15 protein-coding genes are annotated in these 21,971 nt (G+C 45.2%); 5 read left to right on the top strand and 10 right to left on the bottom strand.

Going from position 1 to position 21,971, the window contains the following annotated elements; translation table 11 throughout:
* Nucleotides 1-6 precede the first annotated feature (6 nt).
* From recD to recC, 3 genes are all read right to left on the bottom strand, one after another.
* The gene (gene recD / locus LDO37_RS04235) at nucleotides 7-2,118 is read right to left on the bottom strand and encodes an exodeoxyribonuclease V subunit alpha (protein WP_185829807.1); all 2,112 of its coding nucleotides are present in this window, start codon (nucleotides 2,116-2,118) and stop codon (nucleotides 7-9) included.
* Complete coding sequence (recB, locus tag LDO37_RS04230) at nucleotides 2,111-5,734, bottom strand: exodeoxyribonuclease V subunit beta (RefSeq protein WP_126607895.1); 3,624 nt, start codon at nucleotides 5,732-5,734, stop codon at nucleotides 2,111-2,113. The genes recD and recB overlap by 8 nt, the downstream gene beginning before the upstream one ends.
* Nucleotides 5,735-5,968: 234 nt before the next feature.
* Nucleotides 5,969-9,418 carry an exodeoxyribonuclease V subunit gamma gene (gene recC / locus LDO37_RS04225; protein ID WP_126607896.1) on the bottom strand — a complete coding sequence of 1,150 codons (3,450 nt, stop codon included), beginning with the start codon at nucleotides 9,416-9,418 and terminating at the stop codon, nucleotides 5,969-5,971.
* 555 nt (nucleotides 9,419-9,973) lie between these two features.
* Here recC and LDO37_RS04220 point away from each other — a divergent pair.
* Nucleotides 9,974-10,852, top strand: coding sequence for an O-methyltransferase (locus LDO37_RS04220; RefSeq protein WP_126607897.1), 879 nt, complete (start codon nucleotides 9,974-9,976; stop codon nucleotides 10,850-10,852).
* A 103-nt stretch (nucleotides 10,853-10,955) separates the two neighbouring features.
* Here LDO37_RS04220 and LDO37_RS04215 read toward each other — a convergent pair whose 3' ends face one another.
* Nucleotides 10,956-11,930, bottom strand: a complete 975-nt coding sequence (locus tag LDO37_RS04215; protein ID WP_126607898.1) for a TDT family transporter — start codon at nucleotides 11,928-11,930, stop codon at nucleotides 10,956-10,958.
* A gap of 102 nt (nucleotides 11,931-12,032) precedes the next feature.
* On the opposite strand from LDO37_RS04215, the gene LDO37_RS04210 reads away from it, so the two are divergent.
* The 3 genes from LDO37_RS04210 to dapD all read left to right on the top strand — a co-directional run bounded on the left by LDO37_RS04210 (nucleotide 12,033) and on the right by dapD (nucleotide 14,613).
* Nucleotides 12,033-12,917, top strand: coding sequence for a LysR substrate-binding domain-containing protein (locus LDO37_RS04210; RefSeq protein WP_126607899.1), 885 nt, complete (start codon nucleotides 12,033-12,035; stop codon nucleotides 12,915-12,917).
* Nucleotides 12,918-13,016: 99 nt separating this feature from the next.
* Nucleotides 13,017-13,328, top strand: coding sequence for a YebG family protein (locus LDO37_RS04205; protein ID WP_126607900.1), 312 nt, complete (start codon nucleotides 13,017-13,019; stop codon nucleotides 13,326-13,328).
* A 253-nt stretch (nucleotides 13,329-13,581) separates the two neighbouring features.
* A complete protein-coding gene (dapD, locus tag LDO37_RS04200; protein ID WP_126607901.1) occupies nucleotides 13,582-14,613 on the top strand; it encodes a 2,3,4,5-tetrahydropyridine-2,6-dicarboxylate N-succinyltransferase in 1,032 nt (343 codons plus the stop codon).
* Nucleotides 14,614-14,974: 361 nt separating this feature from the next.
* On the opposite strand, the gene LDO37_RS04195 is transcribed toward dapD, so the two are convergent.
* On the bottom strand, nucleotides 14,975-16,153 hold the full coding sequence (locus tag LDO37_RS04195) for a MalY/PatB family protein (protein WP_126607902.1): 1,179 nt from the start codon (nucleotides 16,151-16,153) through the stop codon (nucleotides 14,975-14,977).
* 114 nt (nucleotides 16,154-16,267) lie between these two features.
* Here LDO37_RS04195 and LDO37_RS04190 point away from each other — a divergent pair, with 114 nt between their 5' ends.
* The gene (locus LDO37_RS04190) at nucleotides 16,268-16,456 is read left to right on the top strand and encodes a YqaE/Pmp3 family membrane protein (protein ID WP_101113169.1); all 189 of its coding nucleotides are present in this window, start codon (nucleotides 16,268-16,270) and stop codon (nucleotides 16,454-16,456) included.
* A 119-nt stretch (nucleotides 16,457-16,575) separates the two neighbouring features.
* Here LDO37_RS04190 and LDO37_RS04185 read toward each other — a convergent pair whose 3' ends face one another.
* The 5 genes from LDO37_RS04185 to LDO37_RS04165 all read right to left on the bottom strand — a co-directional run bounded on the left by LDO37_RS04185 (nucleotide 16,576) and on the right by LDO37_RS04165 (nucleotide 21,966).
* Nucleotides 16,576-17,223 (bottom strand): DsbA family oxidoreductase, encoded by a 648-nt coding sequence (locus tag LDO37_RS04185; RefSeq protein ID WP_126607903.1) that lies wholly within the window; start codon nucleotides 17,221-17,223, stop codon nucleotides 16,576-16,578.
* Nucleotides 17,224-17,315: 92 nt separating this feature from the next.
* Nucleotides 17,316-18,005 carry an MOSC domain-containing protein gene (locus tag LDO37_RS04180; protein ID WP_126607904.1) on the bottom strand — a complete coding sequence of 230 codons (690 nt, stop codon included), beginning with the start codon at nucleotides 18,003-18,005 and terminating at the stop codon, nucleotides 17,316-17,318.
* A 179-nt stretch (nucleotides 18,006-18,184) separates the two neighbouring features.
* Nucleotides 18,185-20,641 (bottom strand): hypothetical protein, encoded by a 2,457-nt coding sequence (locus tag LDO37_RS04175; protein WP_126607905.1) that lies wholly within the window; start codon nucleotides 20,639-20,641, stop codon nucleotides 18,185-18,187.
* Between the two features lie 159 nt (nucleotides 20,642-20,800).
* A complete protein-coding gene (locus tag LDO37_RS04170; RefSeq protein WP_126607906.1) occupies nucleotides 20,801-21,505 on the bottom strand; it encodes a fimbrial biogenesis chaperone in 705 nt (234 codons plus the stop codon).
* Nucleotides 21,502-21,966: a hypothetical protein gene (locus tag LDO37_RS04165; RefSeq protein WP_126607907.1), complete on the bottom strand. Its 465-nt coding sequence runs from the start codon at nucleotides 21,964-21,966 to the stop codon at nucleotides 21,502-21,504. The genes LDO37_RS04170 and LDO37_RS04165 overlap by 4 nt, the downstream gene beginning before the upstream one ends.
* Nucleotides 21,967-21,971 lie beyond the last annotated feature (5 nt).

The following is a 21,971-nucleotide window of genomic DNA, read 5'->3' as shown; positions in this document are numbered from 1 at the left end:
GCGCCCTTACTTATCCAATCGCCCAGCTAACCCACTTGCACGTAATGTTTTCACTTTTACCCCTCGATTCATCACATTTCGCTCACCAAACAGATCCAGCTTCTTCTTAGCTCGCGTAATACCGGTGTAGATCAACTCTCGCGTTAAAATAGGGCTAAAGCTTGGCGGCAATACCATAATCGTATGTTCAAACTCACTCCCTTGAGATTTATGAATGGTCATGGCATACGCCGTTTCGTGCTCAGGAACTCGACTTGGAAGCACACCTTTCACTGTGCCATCGGGTAATTCAAAGTACACCCTAAGTCTTGGCACTTCTTCAGACTCATCCAGCATACAAATTCCAATATCACCATTGTAAAGCCCAAGTGCATGATCATTGCGCGTGACCATGACCGGTCTGCCTGGGTACCAAACATCATCGGTGGTAGGCAACTTATTCTGTTTTCTAAGGCTCTGCTCTATTCGATGATTCAAGCCGACAAGCCCAAAATCACCTTCACGAATAGCACATAATAGCCGGCATTCTGAAAACAGTTTTAATACCTGCTTTGCTTTCGCATTGGGCAGTTCATCCAATGAAACTTTGCGGTTGGCTTCTTGCAAATAAGAGGCATAACCTGCCGTAACCATTTTCAGCATCTGCTGATAAGTGTCTTTATCCAAGTCATGATGGGCAATATCTCCAAACCCTTGCTCCCAAACTTTTTCAACACGAATGGGATGGCCAGAGTTGATCGCTTTGGCTAACTGCCCTATGCCAGAACGGGCATCAAAACGATAGCTTTTTTGCAACATACACAAGCAATCCACGATGGGTGGGGCTGACGTAGAATGTTGGCGGCTCACTGCATCGTAACCAGTTAACGTAGCGATTTGTTGGCTTTGCGCTGGGCTCATGAACTGATCACTAAAATCACAGATATCGCCTAGCACGGCACCGGCCTCCACAGAAGCAAGCTGATCTTTATCGCCAAGTAAAATTAGCCTAGCGTTCGGTGGCATCGCGTCCACCAGCTTATACATCATAGACAGGTCAACCATTGAAGCTTCATCGACAACCAAAATGTCGAGATGCAATGGGTTGTCTTTATGATGTCGGAACTCTGCTCGCCCAGGAATAGCACCGAGTAAACGGTGAATCGTGCTCGAATCGGTTGGGATTTGGTCGCGAATGCTCGGTTCTATTGGCAGACCTTCTACTGCTTTACCAATGGACTCGGTTAAACGAGCTGCGGCTTTACCTGTTGGCGCAACCAGCTTAATGTCAGGCACCTCACCTAAGTCACTTCCCTGCTGAACCAATGCTGCCAACAATTTAGCGACCGTTGTGGTTTTTCCTGTTCCTGGTCCACCAGAAATCACAGCAAAGCGTCTGGTAAGCGCGACAGCAGCAGCTACTTTTTGCCAATTTAAGCAGGCAGATTGTGGTACTAAGGCATCCAGACTGCTTAAGTCCGTCACTTTCTTCGCACTCACCAAAACGTTGTCAATCGCGTTCCAGTCCAATGTTTCCGGCGCGACGATATCTAGGTGATCGCATACCCACTGCTGTCGCATGACCTGATGGCTTTGTTCTGAATACACTATTGTTGAGAACAAGTATTGGTAGCTGCGAGCAAACAAATGATCTAGCGTTGTTTTTAGGCGAGTCGCTTGAGCAGGCTCTAAAACAATGGGCGACATCAAATCGCGCAGCGTCTGACTGAGCACCACCTCGTAATGCCAATAGCGGTGCAGATACAATTTCGCACCATCCAGAATTAAAGGTTTGGCTTCACCGTTTCGCCCGACGACAGGAGAGCTCTCCAACTCTTTTTTCCAATCAATACCCGTGAGTTTTTCTTGTAGTAATTGTGCTTGCTCGCCATAAAGACCAAGGCAAGCTGCAATATCTACTCTGTCCATGGGCACACAAATATGCCCTTTTCCCAATTCAGAGCTGGCTAAACCTGCAATAAAAGGCACGGAAAAATTCGAATCGGGCTGTTGAGAGGCAATAAATCGAGCGAATTGGTAATCCAGCTGTCGAACTGCTCCTTGAACAGCAAGTTGCTGCATGACATTGAGTAAATCTGTTGTAGGCATGTCGGAGTTTACTGGCTGAGAATCAGACATCTAATGCTTCTCCATCAATGAGCTTATCGAACTGTTCCAAAAAGGCTTGGGAAGGTTTCGCTGAAAAGATCCCGTTATTCGATTGCCCATCCACACCTCGTAAGAAAAGATAATACACACCACCGAAGTGCTGTTCATAGTCATATTGTGCCAGTCGACTTTTTAGGAAGCGGTGCAGTGCCAACGCGTAAATTTGATATTGTAAATCGTATCGATGATCCGCCATCGCACGCGCCAAATTCTCACCATGGTAGTCGGCGACGGAATCGCCTAAGTGGTTCGATTTCCAGTCAAGGACATAGTACTTTCCGTTGTGCTCAAACACGAGATCGATAAAGCCCTTCAACATACCTTTTAAGCGGTGAAAACCTAGATCGCCAGCCTGCTTAGAAAGCGGATCATGTTGGTGAGCCAATTGGTTAAACGTTGGGGCGAGGAGTACATCGATAGGCAATAAGAATTCCATCTCCACCAATAGCTGATTTGGCATTTTGTTCGAAAGTTGGAGCCCTTCCCCATCCAAAGGCGTGTTAAGCACCGTATCTACCAGTAATTCCAATATGGGCTGCCATTCTGGTTCGAGCTGTTCTACTTCCATCAAATGGGTAATGGTTGCACTGTTGGCTTCACTGTGCGCAGGTTCGTTGAAAATCACCTCTTCAAATAAAGTGTGAAGAAACGTTCCCGGTCTCGCGCCTCTTGGAAAAGTAAATATAGAACGCGCGGGCGCTTCTATTAGGTGTTCTTCCTCTTCAGAAAATGAGTCAATATCAAACCCCGCCACTTCAAAAGACGCATCATGTGCACCGTGCCCTGATTGCTTGACTAACCCCGAGTAACTACTGATTCTCCATGAGCGATCGATATCTTGCTGTAACTCGCTTGCCGTAAGGACTTCTGCCGCTTCTTTTACGGGGGTATATGGCTGTCCTTGCTGCTCAGGTGGCGTATCAATGGTCATGAAATCATGATTGTTGGTCACTTGAACGAGGCACCCCGCTAACTCTTCTGGCGATTTTGGCTCGCCGTTTTGCACCAAATACCCAATGGCACTTAAATGAAGCCCTGAAGGTCCTTTCGTGGCTCGCCCTTTTCGTATCGGAGTCATACCAATAAAGCAGCCATAAACCGCGCGAGTAAGCGCCACATAAATCAAACGCAAATCTTCCGCTAATCTCTCTTTGTCGGCCAGTTCTAGGGCTTCACTGTTCTTAGTAATGTCTAATACGGTTTTGTCTTTCTTTGCGTCGTAATACTTGCCTTCACTGGCTTCGCGGTAACTGCTAACAAAAGGAAGAAAGACCAAATCGTATTCCAAGCCTTTGGATTTATGGATGGTGACAATTTGAACCAGATTACGCTCAGACTCCAAACGTTGGATTTGCTCGTCGCTGCCCCCCGTTAAGCCGGACTGAATATCGCTGATGGTTTCAGATAGCCAACGCAGCAAACCGTGATCGCTTTCCAGCGACAAACTGGCTTGCTGCAATAACTCGCCAATGTGCAGCAAATCGGTAATGGTGCGCTCTCCGTTATCTTCTTCCAGTAAGCGCTCTGCCATCGTTCGCTTTGACATAACGGAACGAATCATTGGCATTACGCCTCGTTGCTGCCAAAGTTTCCGGTACTCCCGAAATTCATTCACCGTGTTTTCCCACAGTGTTTCTTCATTATTTAGGGCATCCAATTCACGAGCGTTCAAAGCGAACAAAGACGATGCCAAACAAGCGCGAAGCGTTTTGTCTTGCTCCGGCGTTAGGACGGCTTGGAGCAGGCGTTGCACATCGTGCGCGACGACACTGTCGAACACACTGTCTCGGTTAGATAAATACACACTCGCAATGCCTTGCTCGGCGAGTGCTTCCTTAATTTTTCGCCCTTCCGTACCGGTTCGAACCAAGACCGCAATATCACCAGCTTGCACGTTGTTGCGTTCTCCCCCATTTTCAAACCAAGCTTGTTGCTTGTCTGATGCAGTTAACACCGTTTGAATTTGGCTGGCTGTGGCTGACGCCATGACAGAAAGGTAATCCCCTTTCGTTACGGGCTTACCGTCTTCTTCTTCATGCAGCCAAAACCTTAGAGCTGGCTGTTTAACGCCATCCAAAAACCAATGGCTGGAATCGGCTTTCGGGCTGAAATTAACGGGTCTGAACGGAATGTCTTCATCATAAATAAAAGGGGCATCACTGAAGTCGAAAATTCGGTTTACTGCCATAACCATATCGGCACTGGAGCGCCAGTTGGTACCAAGCGTGTAGTGATCTTGCACTTCATTACGGGCTTTAATGTAGGTAAAAATATCTGCGCCACGGAACCCATAGATCGCCTGTTTAGGATCGCCGATCATAAATAAGCCTGTTTGAGGCTGACCTACGTAAATTTGGCTGAATATCTGGTACTGGAGCGGGTCCGTATCTTGGAATTCATCGATCATAGCCACCGGGTAAAGAGTGCGAATACGCTCTGCCAACAAATCATCTTCATCGGCATCTAAGGCGGCAGAAAGTTGCGTCAGCAAATCATCGAACGATAACCAATTCTTTCTCTGCTTGGCTTTCGCCAATAGAACACGGCACTCTGCGATCGCGTGCGCCAAAATGGGGTCACGCAACGAAACGGACTGCGAAATGAACTCGTCTATCAAATCAAAAACTGGGTGAGTGGGTGGTTCGCCTTTGGGGGTCTTTTCGTTCAGCATCGTCTGGCTGAATTTTTCCAGCTTATCGGGAAAAACGTAATCCACTGTTGGGCTTGCTGCCCAAATAGCGACTTGTTCTAGCCAAGTAGGCAGCGATTTTTTGGTGTAGCTGCGCTTGTTTACATCTGAGCTTGATATCAGGTCTTGTAGATCGTCTTGCGCCGCTCGCCATTGCGCTTTGAGTTCATCGATTTTACTTAAATTCTGTTGATGCAGATCCGCAATATTTGTTGAAAGAGGTGCGACCGTCAGTTCAATGTCTGCACCCGTTAAGTGTCGGGATACATCCTTAAGCAGAGCTGAAGGTGCCCCCCAGATCTTCCCGATCTCAGCGGCAAGGTTCATCGACAAAGGATAAAACTGCCTACGCCAATAATCCGCAACGACCTTAGCTTTGAGCTGAGTTTCGTCGGTAACAAATTCGTGGTTAAATCGGCTGCCCGATTCAAAGGCATTTTGAGTCAACATGCGCTGGCAAAAGCCGTGAATGGTATAGATAGCGGCTTCGTCCATCTGGCGTTCAGCCTGAAGCAATATTTTTGCGGCTTCTTTGTGATCCGAAATGGCGCTTAACAAGGGCTGGATAACGGGATCTATTTTTTTATCGTTTGAAGAAGCCCCACCACGAGAAAACGCCAAACGTGCGTCGTGAATTTTTGCGCGGATACGATCTCTCAGCTCTGCCGTGGCTGCTTCTGTAAAGGTCACAACCAATATTTGATCAACAGTCAATTGGCAGGGATGTGAAGTGCCACTCTCACCATGACCAAGAAGTAGACGTAGATACAGCCCCGCAATGGTGAACGTTTTCCCAGTTCCCGCAGAGGCCTCTATTAAACGGGCACCATGCAAGGGGAAATCCATTGGTGACAAAACACTCGCTTGTTGAGGTTTTGAATCAGATTGGCTAGTCATATGTCGTCGATTCCGCCTAATAATTTGTGATCAAACACTTATTTTGCAATTTATAATTAACTTTAAAGATCAAAATAGATCAGGTTGAGACTTGCTTCACGGTTCAGGCTACCTGCTGTGGTTAGTATCCCTGCCACAGAATTGTGGTCACCTCTGACCCTGTGGTCGCACAGCGAACGTCCTACAAATAACAATGATTTGCTGGCGACCACCCTACACCCTTTCAAATGAAACTTACTCTATCTCTTCACTGTTTTGCGTTGCCATAACTGCGGCTTGTAAAACCAAACTTGCGTTTAGCCTTACTTCTCTACCGAGCTCTTCATTCCAGTGAGACCAGATTCTTTCGATGTAGTTATCTGAGCCTTCACCGGGGAACATATAGCCATCGTTAAAAGCATCTCCCATCTTTTTAAGTGCCGTTTCTTCATCATCTACCCATTCACCTGCTTTGTTAATACAGGCTTGAACGCCTGCTAGCGCTGTCTTAGGGAAATAAGGTAATGGTTGATTCATGCCTTGATAAAACAAGCGAACCAGCTCTTGTAACATGGCGATGGCTTGATCGCAGTTATCTAAAGGAGAAATGACCCAATGCACCGCCCCCTCTTTTTTGTCGTAACCAACGATGTGGGTACGGCTCACGCCTCCCATGGCAGCGAGACAGAGGTGATCAATCCATGCAGATAACCAATCTTGTGCGCGGATTTTTCCGCTACGATACCGAAGCAGCCCGGATTGGTATCGATGTGTTAACCAACCCGTTAATTGGCACGGTTTCCCGTCTATTGTTAGGCTGATTTTCACTTCACTGTCGTCAAGCGGTTTTCCAGCCAAAGGATGAAGCACATTCACGAGTGAATCGGTCTGTTCTCGGTTGGCAGCAAATTCCAGTTCACCGAAAGCACCAATAGGCAGTAACCCTTTGGCGCGCTGTTTTTCCATGTAACGGGCTAAAACAGGCTCCTCTGCTTCACCGTTTACTCTGCATTGAAGTAACGTATCCACCAATTCGTCGCGCATTTTATAACTTTGTAAACCACCCAAAACAAACGGTTCATCATTTTCCAGTGTCGCCATAGGTGGCTCAAAAAACACTTTGAGACGTCGGTTAAAGAAATACCGAACGGGTAAACGCCAGAAACGTTGAAGTTCCACCAAATCAAGTTGGTAAGGTGCACTTAGCTCGGCTAAGTAGTCATCCAAAGGCTGCTCAAATGCGCCAGCGCGCGCGCCTAAACGGTTAACGCTCGGTAGCCACTCTTTGGCGTAGCTTTTGTCGATGCCAGAAAAAGCAAGAGGGCTAAATGGCACCATGGGGTGAGTATTAGAAAGGGCAGCCAGAAACTTATCGCCAGACGCATCCACGCCCAACATTTCGTCCCCTTCCAAACAATAGTTTTGGTGGCAGTACTCCAACAACTCCGATACTAAAACCGATGGTACTTTGTCTGTATTGTCTTGAATGGATCGCCCGACATAACTGATGTATAAGGATTGCTGTGCCGACAACAAGGCTTCGAGAAATAAGTATCTATCATCATCTCGTCGAGAGCGATCGCCTGGCCTTGCGCGATTGTTCATTAAATCGAAGCCTTCAGGCGGCATTGAGCGAGGGTAAGCCCCATCATTCATGCCAAGCAAGCACACCAATTTAAATGGAATGGAACGCATAGGCATCAGTGTACAGAAATTCACTTGCCCTGCTAAAAAGCGCTGACTGACACGTGTTCCAGACAGTTTGTTCTGCAAGTATTGCTGCAATACTGTATGCGAAATGTCTTCTTCAAATCCGGCATCATGAACCTGTTCAAGCAACTGAGATAAGGTGTCTCGAATGGATTTAAGCGCCATTTCACCTTCAAGCTCTACACTAAAAAAGGCATCCAGCATGTCGTTGATGATGCGAGTCCAATCTGCCGCGCTTTGAGTGGCGTTCAACTGCTTTTGGATTCGGTTGAGCGTATCGACGTAGTGCGCCAATTTGCCCGCTAATTCAGCGTCCATTCCTTGTACTTCATTGTAAGAAGCAATGGTTCTTTGCCCTTCAAACAACCCAGCACTTTCTGGCATCGCGTAGCCTAATAGCATTCTTTGAATACCAAAAAGCCATGTATTTTGCGTTAGCTCTGGAAGCTCAAATTGCCCGGCGGTTTGTTCATCTAGGCCCCAGCGTACGCCAATTTCTTCAATCCAGATCTTTGCTCGCTCAAACTGGTCTTCATCCAGACCAAACCGAGCCATAATGGCAGGCACTTCGAGAAGCTCGAGTATCTCAGAAGCTTGGAAACGGCTATCGGGTAACAGCATTAACTGCATAAATGCAGATAGAACAGGGCTCTCCTCTTGCGCCGTTCTGTCTGAAATGGAGTAAGGGATAAAACGCTCACCAGGTGCATTACCAAAAACAGACTGTATCGCGGGGCTGTAAGCGTTAATGTCCGCTACCATGACGATAACGTCACGAGGTTTTAAGCCCGAGTCTGTGTCAAACATGCTTAAAAGCTGATCATGCAGTACTTCAACTTCACGCATTGGGCTATGACACGCGTGAACTGAAAGCGATGTATCCCCTTCTGAAACCAACTGTTTGTGTTGGCTGGTTTCAAGCACTTCATCTTTTTGGTGCTCTTCTAAATTCAAAATATCCGCTTGTAATTGGTGCAATATGCTATCGCGATCCACCTCTACAAAGGCTTCCACTTCATGGGCTTCTAACTGGGAGAGCAGATACATATTATCGCGCCCCAATTTCCCCATGGACGCCAGCAAACTGTTTCCAACAACATCGGTATGAAGCTCATCAATCACGTTATCTTCAAGTTCGCCTTTTAGCTGCTCTGTCACGCCGTGCTCTTCAGAATGATCTTGTTTCCACTCAATGTGTTTTCGATGACGAGCCGCTAACTTAGTGAGGTATTTTCTGTCTCGAACCTCTCCCCAGTAATAACGACAAGGGTTGGTAAACATAAGGTGAACATCAATGTGCTCACCCAGTGCTTTTAAGGCATCCATGTAGCGAGGCGGCAATGAAGAAATACCAAACACAAACAATCGCTTGGGCAAATCAGAAAGCCCCGAAGGTGCTTGGCTTAAGGCATCGATGAAATGTTCGTATAAATTAGCCCGATGGTAAGGCGATTGATCGAGTACTACCGTGCGATCGTAAAGCGCTTGCCAAAGAATGGGCTGCCAAGGGTGTTCTTCACCGATTTCCTTTACCGTTTCTCCCGCCTCCCATGCTGCGATCCATTCTGGTCTGTACACTAAGTATCCATCAAAGATATCCGCTATTTTCTCTGACAATTGAAAGAGTTTGGAGTGATCTTCGTCGTTTTCTAAGTAGCGAAGTAAAGGAGAAAATTCAGGTTGAGATAACTGCGATGGCAGTATGTCCATGAGCTTCCAAGTCATGGCTTCTTTGTTGAAAGCACTGCGAGTTGGTACATCGGGAAGGACTTGCGTAAATCTATCCCAAATAAATGTCGCAGGAAGAGGAAAATCAATATTTGCAGCAACACCAAATTCTTTCGCTAATTCCATTTTTAGCCATTGAGACATGCCAGGGCTTTGAACCAGTATTTGTTCTGCTTCAAATGGGTTTTCTAATGGGGAAAGTTTGATGAGTTCAACAAGTAGAGATTTCAGCAACTCTATTTGATTCGAGTGATAGACAGTAAACACAAGGCATCCGGCTACATGGTTGGACGGTTACTGCTTAGATTAGCATAGAGCATCGAATCTGCTGAACTGAAATATGCATTCAAAGACGAGTGAAAGGACGGTCAATCAGTAGGTTAGTTAAATATGCGCAAATGACCTGAAGTTGTAGAGTTTAGCACCAGATATCCACATCGATATTTTCGTTTTCTTGAGCTGATGCGAAATTATGACAAGGTTTGCCATTAAACCTGATGAGTATCGTTAGTGGCTCACATTCGCGACCATTTACACAATTATTATCGTAATAATAACGATGCATTCTGATGGTTGAGAATTTGCAGTTTTATAACATAGCTCAGTTTGACTTCTGAACCCACCATGCTGAACTTAAGGCAAGAACTTACGTTGGTGCCTCTTTCGGTCTAGATAGACAATATCGGACCAATAGAGGATATGTTGTATTTCTTCCATTCAATAAATACCTCGTGCGCTATTTTCTCCCTTGTGCTGATAACGCTCCACACATGGGTAATAGCAGCGAGGTCGCTGGATGAGTTGTTGTAAGAAAGGTTATATATGCCAAATGTTGTTGCAAGGGCAGTAAAGAGCTGGCTAAAAACGTCGGTGCACAAAGTAAATGGTTTAAGGGCGAAGCCCGAGATCGAAAGCTTGATGAAACACCAATCACCCGCGGTAAATGCGGTTGGGGCAGCTCTGTATGATGTACTCAATAGTGCTAACTCGCCAGAAGAAAGAATGACGTTCGAGAAAATTGAGCAGCGCCGCGCAACGTTACTGAATTCGAACGCCGAAATTTCAGTCATGGATTATGGTGCTGGCAGCCCAAGCTCAATAAGAACTCATGAAGAAATGGCTCAGGGAGTTGAATTCCACTCAACCATCAGAGCGGTGTGTCGATCTAGCAAACCGGCGTTCTGGGGTGTGTTTCTTTTTAAACTGATCCGCTACTTGCAACCCAGTAACTGCCTCGAGTTGGGATCCTGCGTCGGAATATCAGCCTCTTACCAAGCTTCAGCTCTTCACATGAACAACAAAGGAAAGATGCTAACACTTGAAGGCTCTCCAGAGGTCGCTAAAGTGGCTCAAGAAAGCCTCGATTTCATGGAGCTAAACAACACGTCCATCGTGACGGGGCCTTTTCATTCGACACTTCATAAGACGCTCAGCGCCCATCAACCAATCGATTACCTTTTTAACGATGGTCACCATGATCACGATGCCGTTCTAGAATATTTCAATACAGCTTTACCCTACCTTGCGAAAAGCACAGTAATGATTATTGACGATATTAACTGGTCTGAAGGAATGCGTAACGCTTGGCAAGAAATTGAAGAGGACGAAAGAGTCGCGCTTTCTATTGACTTGAATGAGATAGGAATTGCACTTATTACTGATACTTTAACTTCCAAAGAAATCATAAAGATCCCGCTTTAGGAACGAGATCTTCATTTCGGTGCCTTGCCTGAAAACCAGTTCCCTATTCTTTGGTAGAGAAGACGCTGAAACAAGCATCTTGAGGTTACTTGGGTATAACTGACTAGCTCGCTACTTTTCCGCTGATCATCACGGTTGGTAATACGTGTCGTACATAACACCAACACACGTAGCCGACGACCCCACTGGCTATGATTAGCTCTATGTTCGCAAGAAAACGAACCTGTTCTACATATTGCGATGAAACAGCGATGCTTTCTAACCAATTCGCCATTTTAAATAATGCAGTTGCACCAATCACCATTGGAAAGGTAAAGGCAGCATACGCAGGGCTAAAAGGCAGGCGAAGCAAGTGGAAGAAAGCCGCATAAATAACCACGGTCATCAAAATAGCGATACCAAACAACAACGCAACCAATACAGGAGACGGCTCTTGAGTTACCGTCAAATAGCCAGCCAAAGAGAGGCTCGCAGGAGCGGCAAGAATCGCGATAGTGGGTTTTGCTGCATCCGGTACACTTTCACAGAAAACAAGACGATATATCATGGTTGGCAGCAAAATAGCGTAAGTGACCAAACCAAAATTAAGTACGCCTTCAGCAATATAAGCGAGCGCAGGCGTTCCTGAGAAAGAAACATCAGCAACAATCAACCCTACAGGTGGCACAAACCAACTTGGCACCATATGTTTGAGTTGGAAATTCATGCTGCGGTGATAAATAAAGCTAACCAAGAACGATACATGCATTAAAACTGCTGCCATCCAAACAGCATCACCAAACCCTTGATTCCACTGACCAAAACTATGCGAAATCACCATTAGAGCCATGGCAAAGGTAGGTAGAACACTGCCAACGACAGGGTGTGCCATGTCTTCTTTAAGCAAATGCCGATGGGACATGAACTTAACCGTTAAGATAAGCAAAAGAATACCCGCGATGCCAGCGCCTATCAGTTGCCCCATTCCGTTTAGATTGGCGGCGTTTTCCCAACTCCACCCTAAACTTGCAATGCCGAGTGCTAACCCTGCCATTGGAGTAGGAGCCAGAGCACTTCTGGTGGTCATTTTCTTGATCATGGCTGCTTATCTCTAATTAACTCAATAGCAACATAATAAACTTGCCAAGCATTTAATTATATCTGAATATATTTAAACCAAGGTTAAGTAAAGTTGAACGTTATGAATATTTCGCTGAAACAGCTCCGAGTTTTTGTTGCTATAACACAGGAAAAAACTATCACTGCCGCCGCGGATCAACTTTACCTCTCGAAGGCGGCGGTCAGTATGTCGTTGAGTGAACTGGAAAAGCAGGTTAAGCACGCCCTGTTTGATCGCGTGAACAATCGGTTAATATTGAACCGTGAAGGGAAAAGACTGCTGCCCATCGCCGACGAACTGTTACACAGAGCCAATGACATCGATCAGCTCTTTCAAAGCGATCAAGCCTTACATGGCGAACTCAATATTGGTGCCAGTGACACCATTGGTAATCAAGTAGCTCCGTTTATGCTCAGCAATTTTCGTTCTGTTACCCAGCACCATCATCAATCGCTTTTTATTGCCAATACCGCCCTCATTTGCGAAAAGTTGGCAGACTACGAGTTAGACGTAGGATTAATAGAGGGAAAGACACAACACCCGCAGCTCATCACCCAGCCTTGGTGTTTAGATGAAATGTGCGTCATTGCGAGCCCAAAACATGAACTCGCCAAACAAACAAACTTAGGGGTACGGGATCTAGAGTACACGGATTGGCTTCTGAGAGAATCGGGATCAGGGAGCCGAGAGTTTTTCACTCAACGAATTGCCCCGCGTATCGAGTATTGGCAAGAATCTTTCCAACTAAATACAACCGAGGCCATCATCAACGGCACAACCGCAAACTTGGGGTTGGCGTGTTTATCACGGCGATCAGCACAGCATGCGATTGATGATGGACGAGTGGTCGTTTTAGATTTACCAATAGATTTCCAACGTAAGTTTTGGATACTTCTACATAAAGAAAAGTACCAAAGCCCACTTCTAAAAACGTTTTTGGAGTTTTGTTCACGCTGGCAAGTGTAGGTTATCGACCTCTCACAATACGTGTGTAGACTGGACACTCAGGCAAACAATCTGTATAAACAACCAGTAGATTAAATCTAAGTTCAAAAGAGGATAACCATGGCTGTAATCGTCAAGTACGTGGTGGAGCGCAACGGAGAAGAAAAGATGACTTTTACCTCTAAGGCTGAAGCCGACGCTTATGACAAAATGTTAGATATGGCAGATGAGCTTTTCGGTCTTATCTCAGAAAGCAAGCTTATTGAAGATGAAGGGAAGCAAGAAGAATTGTCTCTTTATCTGGCGAAAAATAAAGATGAAGTGTTGTATGCGCTTGGCGCTAAAAAGCGTAAAGCTGCAACGCCTAAAAAGCCTAAGGTTGTTGAAGATAAAGCAGACGACTCTAACGAGTCTGAAGAAGACGCAGCCTAATTTAGAGCCGCACAACACCCTAACGACTTATCAGAATAGCCAGCTTATATTGCTGGCTATTTCTTTTTAGAGATATTATATCTCCAATCAGACAGCGTATATCGTTTGGCAGACTATCCGGCTTTTCCCTCTTTCATCTCGTAAGCGGGGTGAGTAGGATGCATGTCAACAAGATTCAAGATTGATGACTTGCTTGGGTGGTCATTCCCTTTCCTAAGCAAACAAAAGAAATTCAACCAAGGAGATTTCACTCATGGCAACATTTTCTCTGGCATTTGGTACAGCTACCAAGAACCGCGATGGCAAAATCATTGAAGCTTTCTTCCCTAACCCAGTTCTAAACCCAAGCGATGCTTTGGTGAAAGCAGTAGCGGAAGTGGCTGGTTACCAAGAAGGCAACCAAGCGATCGAAATCTCTGCGGCTCAAAGTGCAGAATTGGCTAAAGCATTCGAAGCAAACGGCGACGCTGCTAACGCTTCTTTTGCAGCAAAAGCCGCTGAGTCGGCACAGCCACTGGTTCTTGTTGTTTTAGCGACTGACGAGAAGCCTGCCTCTGTTGCAGAAGGTTTCTTGAAGCTTCAGCTTATCTCTAACCGCCTAGTACTGCCTCACGGAACTGTCCTTGATGGTATCTTTGGTTTGCTTCACAACATTGCATGGACAAACGAAGGTCCAATCGATCTTCCTGAGCTTGCTGATCGTCAAATCGAAGCGCGCCTAGCAGGTCGTAACCTGTCTGTTGATTGTGTCGATAAATTCCCGAAAATGGTGGATTACGTTGTACCGACTGGCGTTCGTATTGCGGATACTTCTCGCGTTCGTCTTGGCGCACATGTGGGTGAAGGTACAACAGTGATGCACGAAGGTTTCATCAACTTCAATGCCGGTACTGCTGGCGTAAGCATGGTTGAAGGTCGTATTTCTGCGGGCGTTGTTGTGGGCAATGGCTCAGACATCGGTGGTGGTGCATCCATCATGGGTACACTTTCTGGTGGTGGCACAGTGGTCGTTTCTATCGGTGAGAACTCTCTACTTGGCGCAAACGCAGGTCTTGGTTTCCCATTGGGCGATCGTTGTACGGTTGAATCTGGTCTGTATGTAACGGCAGGTTCTAAAGTAAGAATGCTGGATTCCGACGGAAAAGAAGTCGAAGTTGTGAAAGCACGTGACTTAGCGGGTAAATCGGACCTATTGTTCCGTCGTAACTCGGTAACAGGTCAAATTGAGTGCCTAACCAACAAAACCGCCGTTGAATTGAACAGCGAGCTTCACAGCAACAACTAATTGTTTAGCTGAATGGCAGTATTTGTATAGATTAGGAAAGACCAGCATTATGCTGGTCTTTTATTTTTCTATTTTTTTGGGGCGATCTGTTTTAACTATTTAGCTTTAGGGTCTGTTGACCTTTCGTGGTTAAATTTTGTTCGAGTTCTATGCCTTTTAATCGCGGCGCAAGGTATGACGCCTAGTCATTCTAAGCAAATACCTTGCAACAAAGAGTAAAAGGCATAGAGCGGGGACGCCTAGTCGAACCCTTCGGGCAGCATTTGTGGCTTATTTCTACTGCGTTATCGCTCATTGATGTAGAGCGACTACACCGAATGAGCGCTGCCTTGTACAAATCACCCACAAATTGCTGCAAAAATCATCTCGAAAGGTCAACAGACCCTAATAACTTTTGACAAGCCTGTTTTAGCGTGTCGCGAGAACACCCTAAATTCAATCGAACATACCCACTACCACCCGCACCAAACTCAGTACCCACCGAAGGCAATACTCCGACATCAATAAATAATCGGCGAAGGGCTTCATCGCTCAAATTGAGTGCTCTGCAGTCGACCCAAACAAGATAGCCGCATTGTGGCATTTGAAATGAGAGAGCAGGAATATGTTGAGAAAGAAAGTGATTCAAAAATTCCATATTCCCTTGAACATACAACTTTAAGTCATTTAACCAACTCAACGAAGTGGTGTAAGCCGTTTGGGATGCAACGATTGCCATCGCATCGAACAAATCTAAAAACAGAGCTTGTTTTCGCTTTTCTATTGCCCCTCTCATCGTGGGGTTCGGTATGATTAGATTGGCTAACCTCAAGGAAGCTAATCCAAATGTTTTAGTTGCAGCCGTTGTTACCACAAGCTTTTGTAAGTAACGCTCTTCTAAGTTAAGCGCACTCCAACATTGGTACCCTGGTAACGCCAAATCACACCATATCTCGTCACTGATCAGCCACACATCGTAACGGTGACACAATTGGGCAATCGCTTGTACTTCTTCAGGGCTCCAAATACGCCCGATAGGGTTGTGCGGATTACACAAAATAAAAGCTTTTATCCCAGAGGCTAAAGCCGCTTCAATGGCATTGAAGTCCATCTCATAACAACCAGACTCTTCCACCATGGTAATTTCTTCGACTTCTCTACCAGATAGAGCGATGGCCTCTTTGAATTTACCGTAACCGGGTGACTGTACCGCAATAGAATCGCCTTCATTGGTCAATTGCTCGATAACCAATGCAATGCCCGGCATAACACCATTGACAGGTACAACCCAATCAGTATCAAGATCGAGCTGGTGCTGCTCCTGATACCACGTTTGAATGGATTCGAAATACGTTTTAGTGACCTCTGTATACCCAAACACACCATGTTCTAGCCGCGACTGTAAGGCATTAGACACCTGAGGAGGAATCGAAAAATCGTAATCAGAAACCCACATTGGTATGGCATTTTCACTGACATCGCCAAATTTCTGTTGGTTGAAATCCCACTTTACTGAGCCCGTTCCTCTACGGTTATGTGGTTTATCAAATAAAGAAGACATGATTTTTCCTTTAGAAATGGGGTTGTAGGGAAGATTCTCACTCATAAGACTTTTTAATTCGAATAGCAGACGCAATAATACTAAGACGATATAAACAAATCATGGATATAGACTATGCGTTTACTTTTAGCTTTGTTGCTACCTTGGCTGCAATTTTTCACCATCGGCAGACCATTCAGTGGAATCATCTGCCTGATTCTACAAATTACATTGGTTGGTTGGATTCCTGCTGCGATTTGGTCGGTATATGCGTTGAGCCAATACAAAACCGATCAGAAAATCAAAGACGCAATGGATAACTAATACGGAATAGATAGCGAATAAACAGTAGTTAGCGAATAAGCAGTAGATTGTGAATATATAAGACCGTTAGGCGATCAGCTTGGCGGTTTTAAAAACTCCGGCTATTACGAAATACCTTACTATTGCGAAGCAATGTCTTTCATTGCCTCAACCAAAATATCCACAGGTTGCGCTCCGCTGATGAGGTGCTGTTCATTAATCACAATCGCGGGTACTGCATGCACCCCCAAAGATAACCAGTGAACTTCTTCATCTTCCACAATCTTATTCCATCGCTCAGAAGAGACGACTTGTTTCGCTTTTATAGGATCGAGCCCAATCGATTCAGCGCATTCGGTTAATACGTCGTGGTTTTCAATCGCTTTGCCATCACTAAAGTACGCTTGGAACAACGCGAGTTTCATTTCAGTCTGCTTATCGGATTCGCCAGCCCAAGCGACCAGTTTGTGGGCATCGCGGGTATTGTAAACGTTCATTTCATCGGAGAAATTAAAATCAAAGTCGACTTCTTTCCCTAGTTGAGTCAGATTGCTTCGTACCTGAATACTTTGCTCTGCGGTTGTGCCATAACGCTTCATCAGGTAGTCGCGCAAGTTTACGCCCCCTTGATGAAGATCGAGATTGAGCTCAAACGGATGCCAATTCACTTCCACTTCAATTTGGTCAGCAACTTGGGTAATCGCTTTTTCCAGCCTTTTATAACCGACAATACACCACGGACATGAAACATCTGATACCAAGTCGATCTTAAGCTGCTGTTTACTCATCCGTGGCTCTCCAATTAGGGTCTATACAGTACAAACTTACTGTAACTCAACTTATTGAAATTATCTTCTTTTTGCTTTGAACAACACGAAAGTTATGATCGAGACCCAAACAACCTAAATGCCCAATTCTCAACACTGCCAGTTTCGATGCGTTTTTCGAACAACGCTCTCCATGAATCGACCAAAGGAATGTCTAGCACAGCTTTCAGCTCTTGTTTGTCTATAACACCGCGATAAACCAACCCCATCACACGCGCAAGAGACCAATCTGGATAAGGGCGCTCAATCAGGTAAATTGCATCACCAGCACCTATATCCCCTTCTTCCAACACACGAAAATACCAACCCGTTCGCATAGTCATTTGAAATCGAAGCGCCATATCTGGTTCATCGCATCGGTCATTAAGTTTCCAGCAAGGCATTCGCCCTTGCGATATTTGAAGCTTGGTACTTCCTATTTGCACAATATCGCCAATGCAAAGTGAATACTCATCGACTCCTGTTGAACTCAGGTTTTCACCAAATGCACCAACTTCTTCAAAGATCGGCTTCTCACCGAGCTCGCTACGCCACTTTGGGTAGTGCTCTGACGGGTAGATATGTAATGCTTTTTCTACTCCACCATGGAAGCGAGGATCGCCCTGCTCGTCTTCGGTAAAACCTAGAGTGGTCACCTGTAACCGATTTGATTGGATGGTTTTGTTGATAGCACTGAGCGCACCACGTGAATAAGACTGGATTTTGCCGGAAAGTACTGACTCAATGGTGCCCAACTGCTTCATATGTCTACTCCATAACGTGTGGGGTGCCTAAGGCGTATAACCGATTGTTTTAATGACAAGATAAAGGGTTCAACCTGAATTCTGGGTAAAGTATCAGTTAACTCACTGATAGACAAAAATATATAACGGATAGCATAAGGTGATTAGGGTCTGTTGAGCGTGTGAAATAGCTCTCTTCCTCAAGGCTGATAGACCACTTGAAGCACTGGTTTGGCGTTCTTGTGCAGCTTATAGACAACAAAATTTAAACCACTTACCCAATCTTCACTGCGAATACGAGCCCGTGTCTCAACTTCTGTCTCGTTGTCTTCGATCACTATTCGATAGTCGCCCGGTATCAAGTCTTCAAAGAAGTAAAAGCCGTCTTGTTCCACTTTGGCAGAAAACGTTCGGCTGGTCTCTTCATGATAAAAGTTCACATGCCATCCGCTGAAACTGTATGGCGCAGTCACAATGCCATCGACACCAAAACTCTTGTTTACCCGCACTTCAATGTGTGTTTTCCCACCTTTCTCAGCGTGGAAATACATCGGGTTTTCTTCTGGCTTTAGGTTGAGATCTAACGTTGAATCATCGATATGCAGTTGCAGATCTTCTCCGTAACCAACACCTGTAAAATGAAACTCTCCATTGGCGTCGCTGATCGCCTTTTTGTTATTCACTTTTAACTCAACATTAGCGACTGGTTGGTCGTGATTATCGAGTACTCGCCCAGTGAGTTCGGCGTAAATAAATTCTTCCCATGGAAGCTCTAAGCTCGCCACTGATTCGTCGTTTTTGGATAACCTTCCTCCCCATTTTGTTTCCAAGGCAAGAGAAACGCTGTCGTCATTAATAGCAACCTCTCCAGACCAATTTGGTGTTAACTCCCATTTAGCGTTACCTGAATACCCAAATTTGGCATTTTGCCACGTCAGCTGAGTACTGTAGGTACTTTGGAGTGTTTGCCACCAACCAGAAAAAAAACAGTTAGAACACAGATAACGATATCCGACACGATACCTTGGGCTATTACCATCACTAAAAGTAGAACTGAGGTTAACTGAGCCGTGTTCATGCGTATGGATGGCGTACTTAGCGCTTAGTTCATCTCGGATAATTTGAGAAGTACGCCGATTTTTCAGCTCCAAGGTCAAAAATTGTGAAGAAGCGGTTTGCGCTCGGATTTGAGGAATGACGATGAGTTCATTTTCGTCATAGGTCGCATCCAAATTGAAACTGATGGGATTATCCAAATAGCGGTATCGAATTTGATGCTCTCGCTTTTTAGGATCACGACCAAATAAATCGACATGGTTTATATCCGCCTCAAACTTATGTTTTTCACCGACAGCCAATTCAATAGTGGCAGGCATGACAGGTTGAGACGGTAGCCACTCAAATGCAATAGAGAGAAAGTGTGTTGGTAACCAACGTAACCCGAGCCCTCCAGTCGTTAAGTCGCTCGTGTTATAAGCGGATCCAACCAATGTTAATGAGTGAGTTGCTCCATAACTCATTTGGATCTTACCAGTGTTTTCCTCAATGATCGATGCACCAAGTTCTAGATCCCATTGACCTTTATCCAGGAGAGCTTCATCGATGTCGGCAACTTTGATGGTTTTCCGTTCCACCACACCAGAGCGAACCATTTCATGCAGTTCAACTTGGTCTCCTGCCGACAAAGGGTAATCAGAAATGCTGTAGCGTCCAGAGGCATCCGACCTCAGCGTTCCGCGATAAATATCATTCACATACACGTCAACAAATGTGTTGGGTAAGGTTTGCTCTTCAATCACCAAGCGTCCTGATTGCTTTTTGGGTTTAAGCCTAGAGTAGTACACACCATTTTCAAAGGTTTCACTGCTGCTGGCTAAGCCTGAATCCAACACAACATGCCCGACTTGAAGCTGATACCCTAATGGAAAAGGCGTAATTTCAAACTGGTAATACTCCACCTCTTTTGGCGCATTAGTATCGTAAGAGACTTCTAAATGCGCATTTTGATGAACGAGATAAGCATCAGTTCTTAGGTTATATTCCGGCTGGTTATTAGACGAGAATTCAGCTCGCCCTTTGATTCGAGCTGAAGCCGTTGTAGCAGGCGCAGGACGAATACGCTTTTGAGCTTTCCTATCTTCCAACTCTTTGGCTTTTTGTTTTGCTATCGCTCGGCGCTGAGCAAGTTTTTTTTCTAATTCTTTGTAGGTACTGTAATGGAGTTTTACTTTGAGAGAGTAGGTATCCAGATCCCATAATACGGAAACGGGAAAGCAATCGACAAACGACGCCCAATGAAGCCACTCTTCCCCCTCTACGGTCACATAGTCGATGGTGTGGATTTCTTTGCTTTTAGGAAGAATGCACTGCTTTAAGTTTAAATCCAGCTGATACGGTTGCCGCTGCTCCTGTACATCCTTTGGCTGGTAAAACAAGCATATTTGATTACGACAACCGCCTTCGAGCTGAAGCCATTGTGTCGCAAAGGTTTGAAGTGCTAAATAAGGCTCTTCACTGGCGTTTTGCATGACTCGATAAAAGCTGTCGTGCTCGTACCGCATGAACAATTCGACGTACGCTTCAACAATATCAGCTTCAACAATATCCGCTACAACAAGGTCAGAGTCAGCACTTTTCTCATCATTTGCTTGTGCCAATCCCGCCCATGCGAATACACAAGCTAACAGAGCAAAAAATACTGCTCTTAATCTCGCTAAGCTTAGCTTTAAAAAGCTAAATTTTATGAAACTAAGTTTCACTGAGCTGAACTTCACAAAGCTCGTTTTCACACAGCTGGTTCAGTTAAATAAATACACTTACTGACAGGAGCTCACAATTTGATCATCTACGATAAACTGAGCACCAGCAGAATTTCGAACAGGCTTATCCAACGACGCATTTCGAACCAAGAAAACGTTTTGCACGTCATTTCCAGACACAAGTTTACCTTTAAGTTGAAAGTTACCTTGGTTATGAACTCGAATGGCGTTTTCTTTACACTCCAAATGCACGCGATGCTCTACCGCCCCTTTTTGCGAATAAACGGGGATCATAGTGTTAATAATAAAATCCAGGTTCATGGTCATGCCCTGACCATCTGAATTTTCATTCGCTTGCTGAGAAGACAGTGGAACGGGTTGGAAAAGTAGATATGTTCTATATTCTCCCTCTTCATATTCCGCTGGTAAACCTTGAATTCTTACGCGAACTGTTCGTCTTTGATTGGGTTTCAAGTTTCCAATAATAGGCGGAGATACTTTGACAAATTTACTCAAATCTTCTTGAACTTCAATGTCATCTTGAAGCCGTGTTTTCGATTTATCATTGCCCACTAGCGCCGACCGGTAAACAACCGACACCTTGACCCTCATAGGTTCTGATGTTGTGTTTTCGACAAACAGTTTATGGGTTGAGGCTTGTTCACCTTCGGCCACAATACGAGTTGGTGCAATTTTTAGTTGCGCATGGCTAACCTGGCTGAACCCGATAAGGCAAACGAAAATTAAGGAAAGAAACTTCATAAATACTTCACTGTGAATGGGACAACAACAGAAAACATGCCTGACTGAGAGCTAGCTTTAACTACCGCTCTTGCTCCAATGCACAACACCCCTGATTGCCCTTGACCATTTAACCGAACTCGTCCCCTCTTATTCAACCCGCATCCGTATTTAAAGCGCTTCACAACAACATGACGACCTGATTGTGAATTAATCATTCGAAATTCAGAACCATTTACTTTAACTTGAATTTTTCTTGAAGGATCACCTGTGACCCGAAAGAGAAACACGCCATTAGTCGATACAGAAGGTTTCAGATACACAACGGTTTTTGAACCACCGACAGTGGTTTCAAATTCCATGGGTTCTAATTGCGTAATTTCGATAGCAACAGAATGAGCAGAGCTCACCAAGCACAAAAACAGCAAAAGCCCCAAATAGAAGCGCGGCATAATATGAAGGTAGGGAAAATAAGGTGGCACAAAGC

This window comes from Vibrio penaeicida (genome assembly GCF_019977755.1).
GTDB lineage: Bacteria > Pseudomonadota > Gammaproteobacteria > Enterobacterales > Vibrionaceae > Vibrio > Vibrio penaeicida.
Note: the sequence above shows the minus strand (reverse complement) of the source record. Positions and strands in the feature narration are given on the sequence as shown.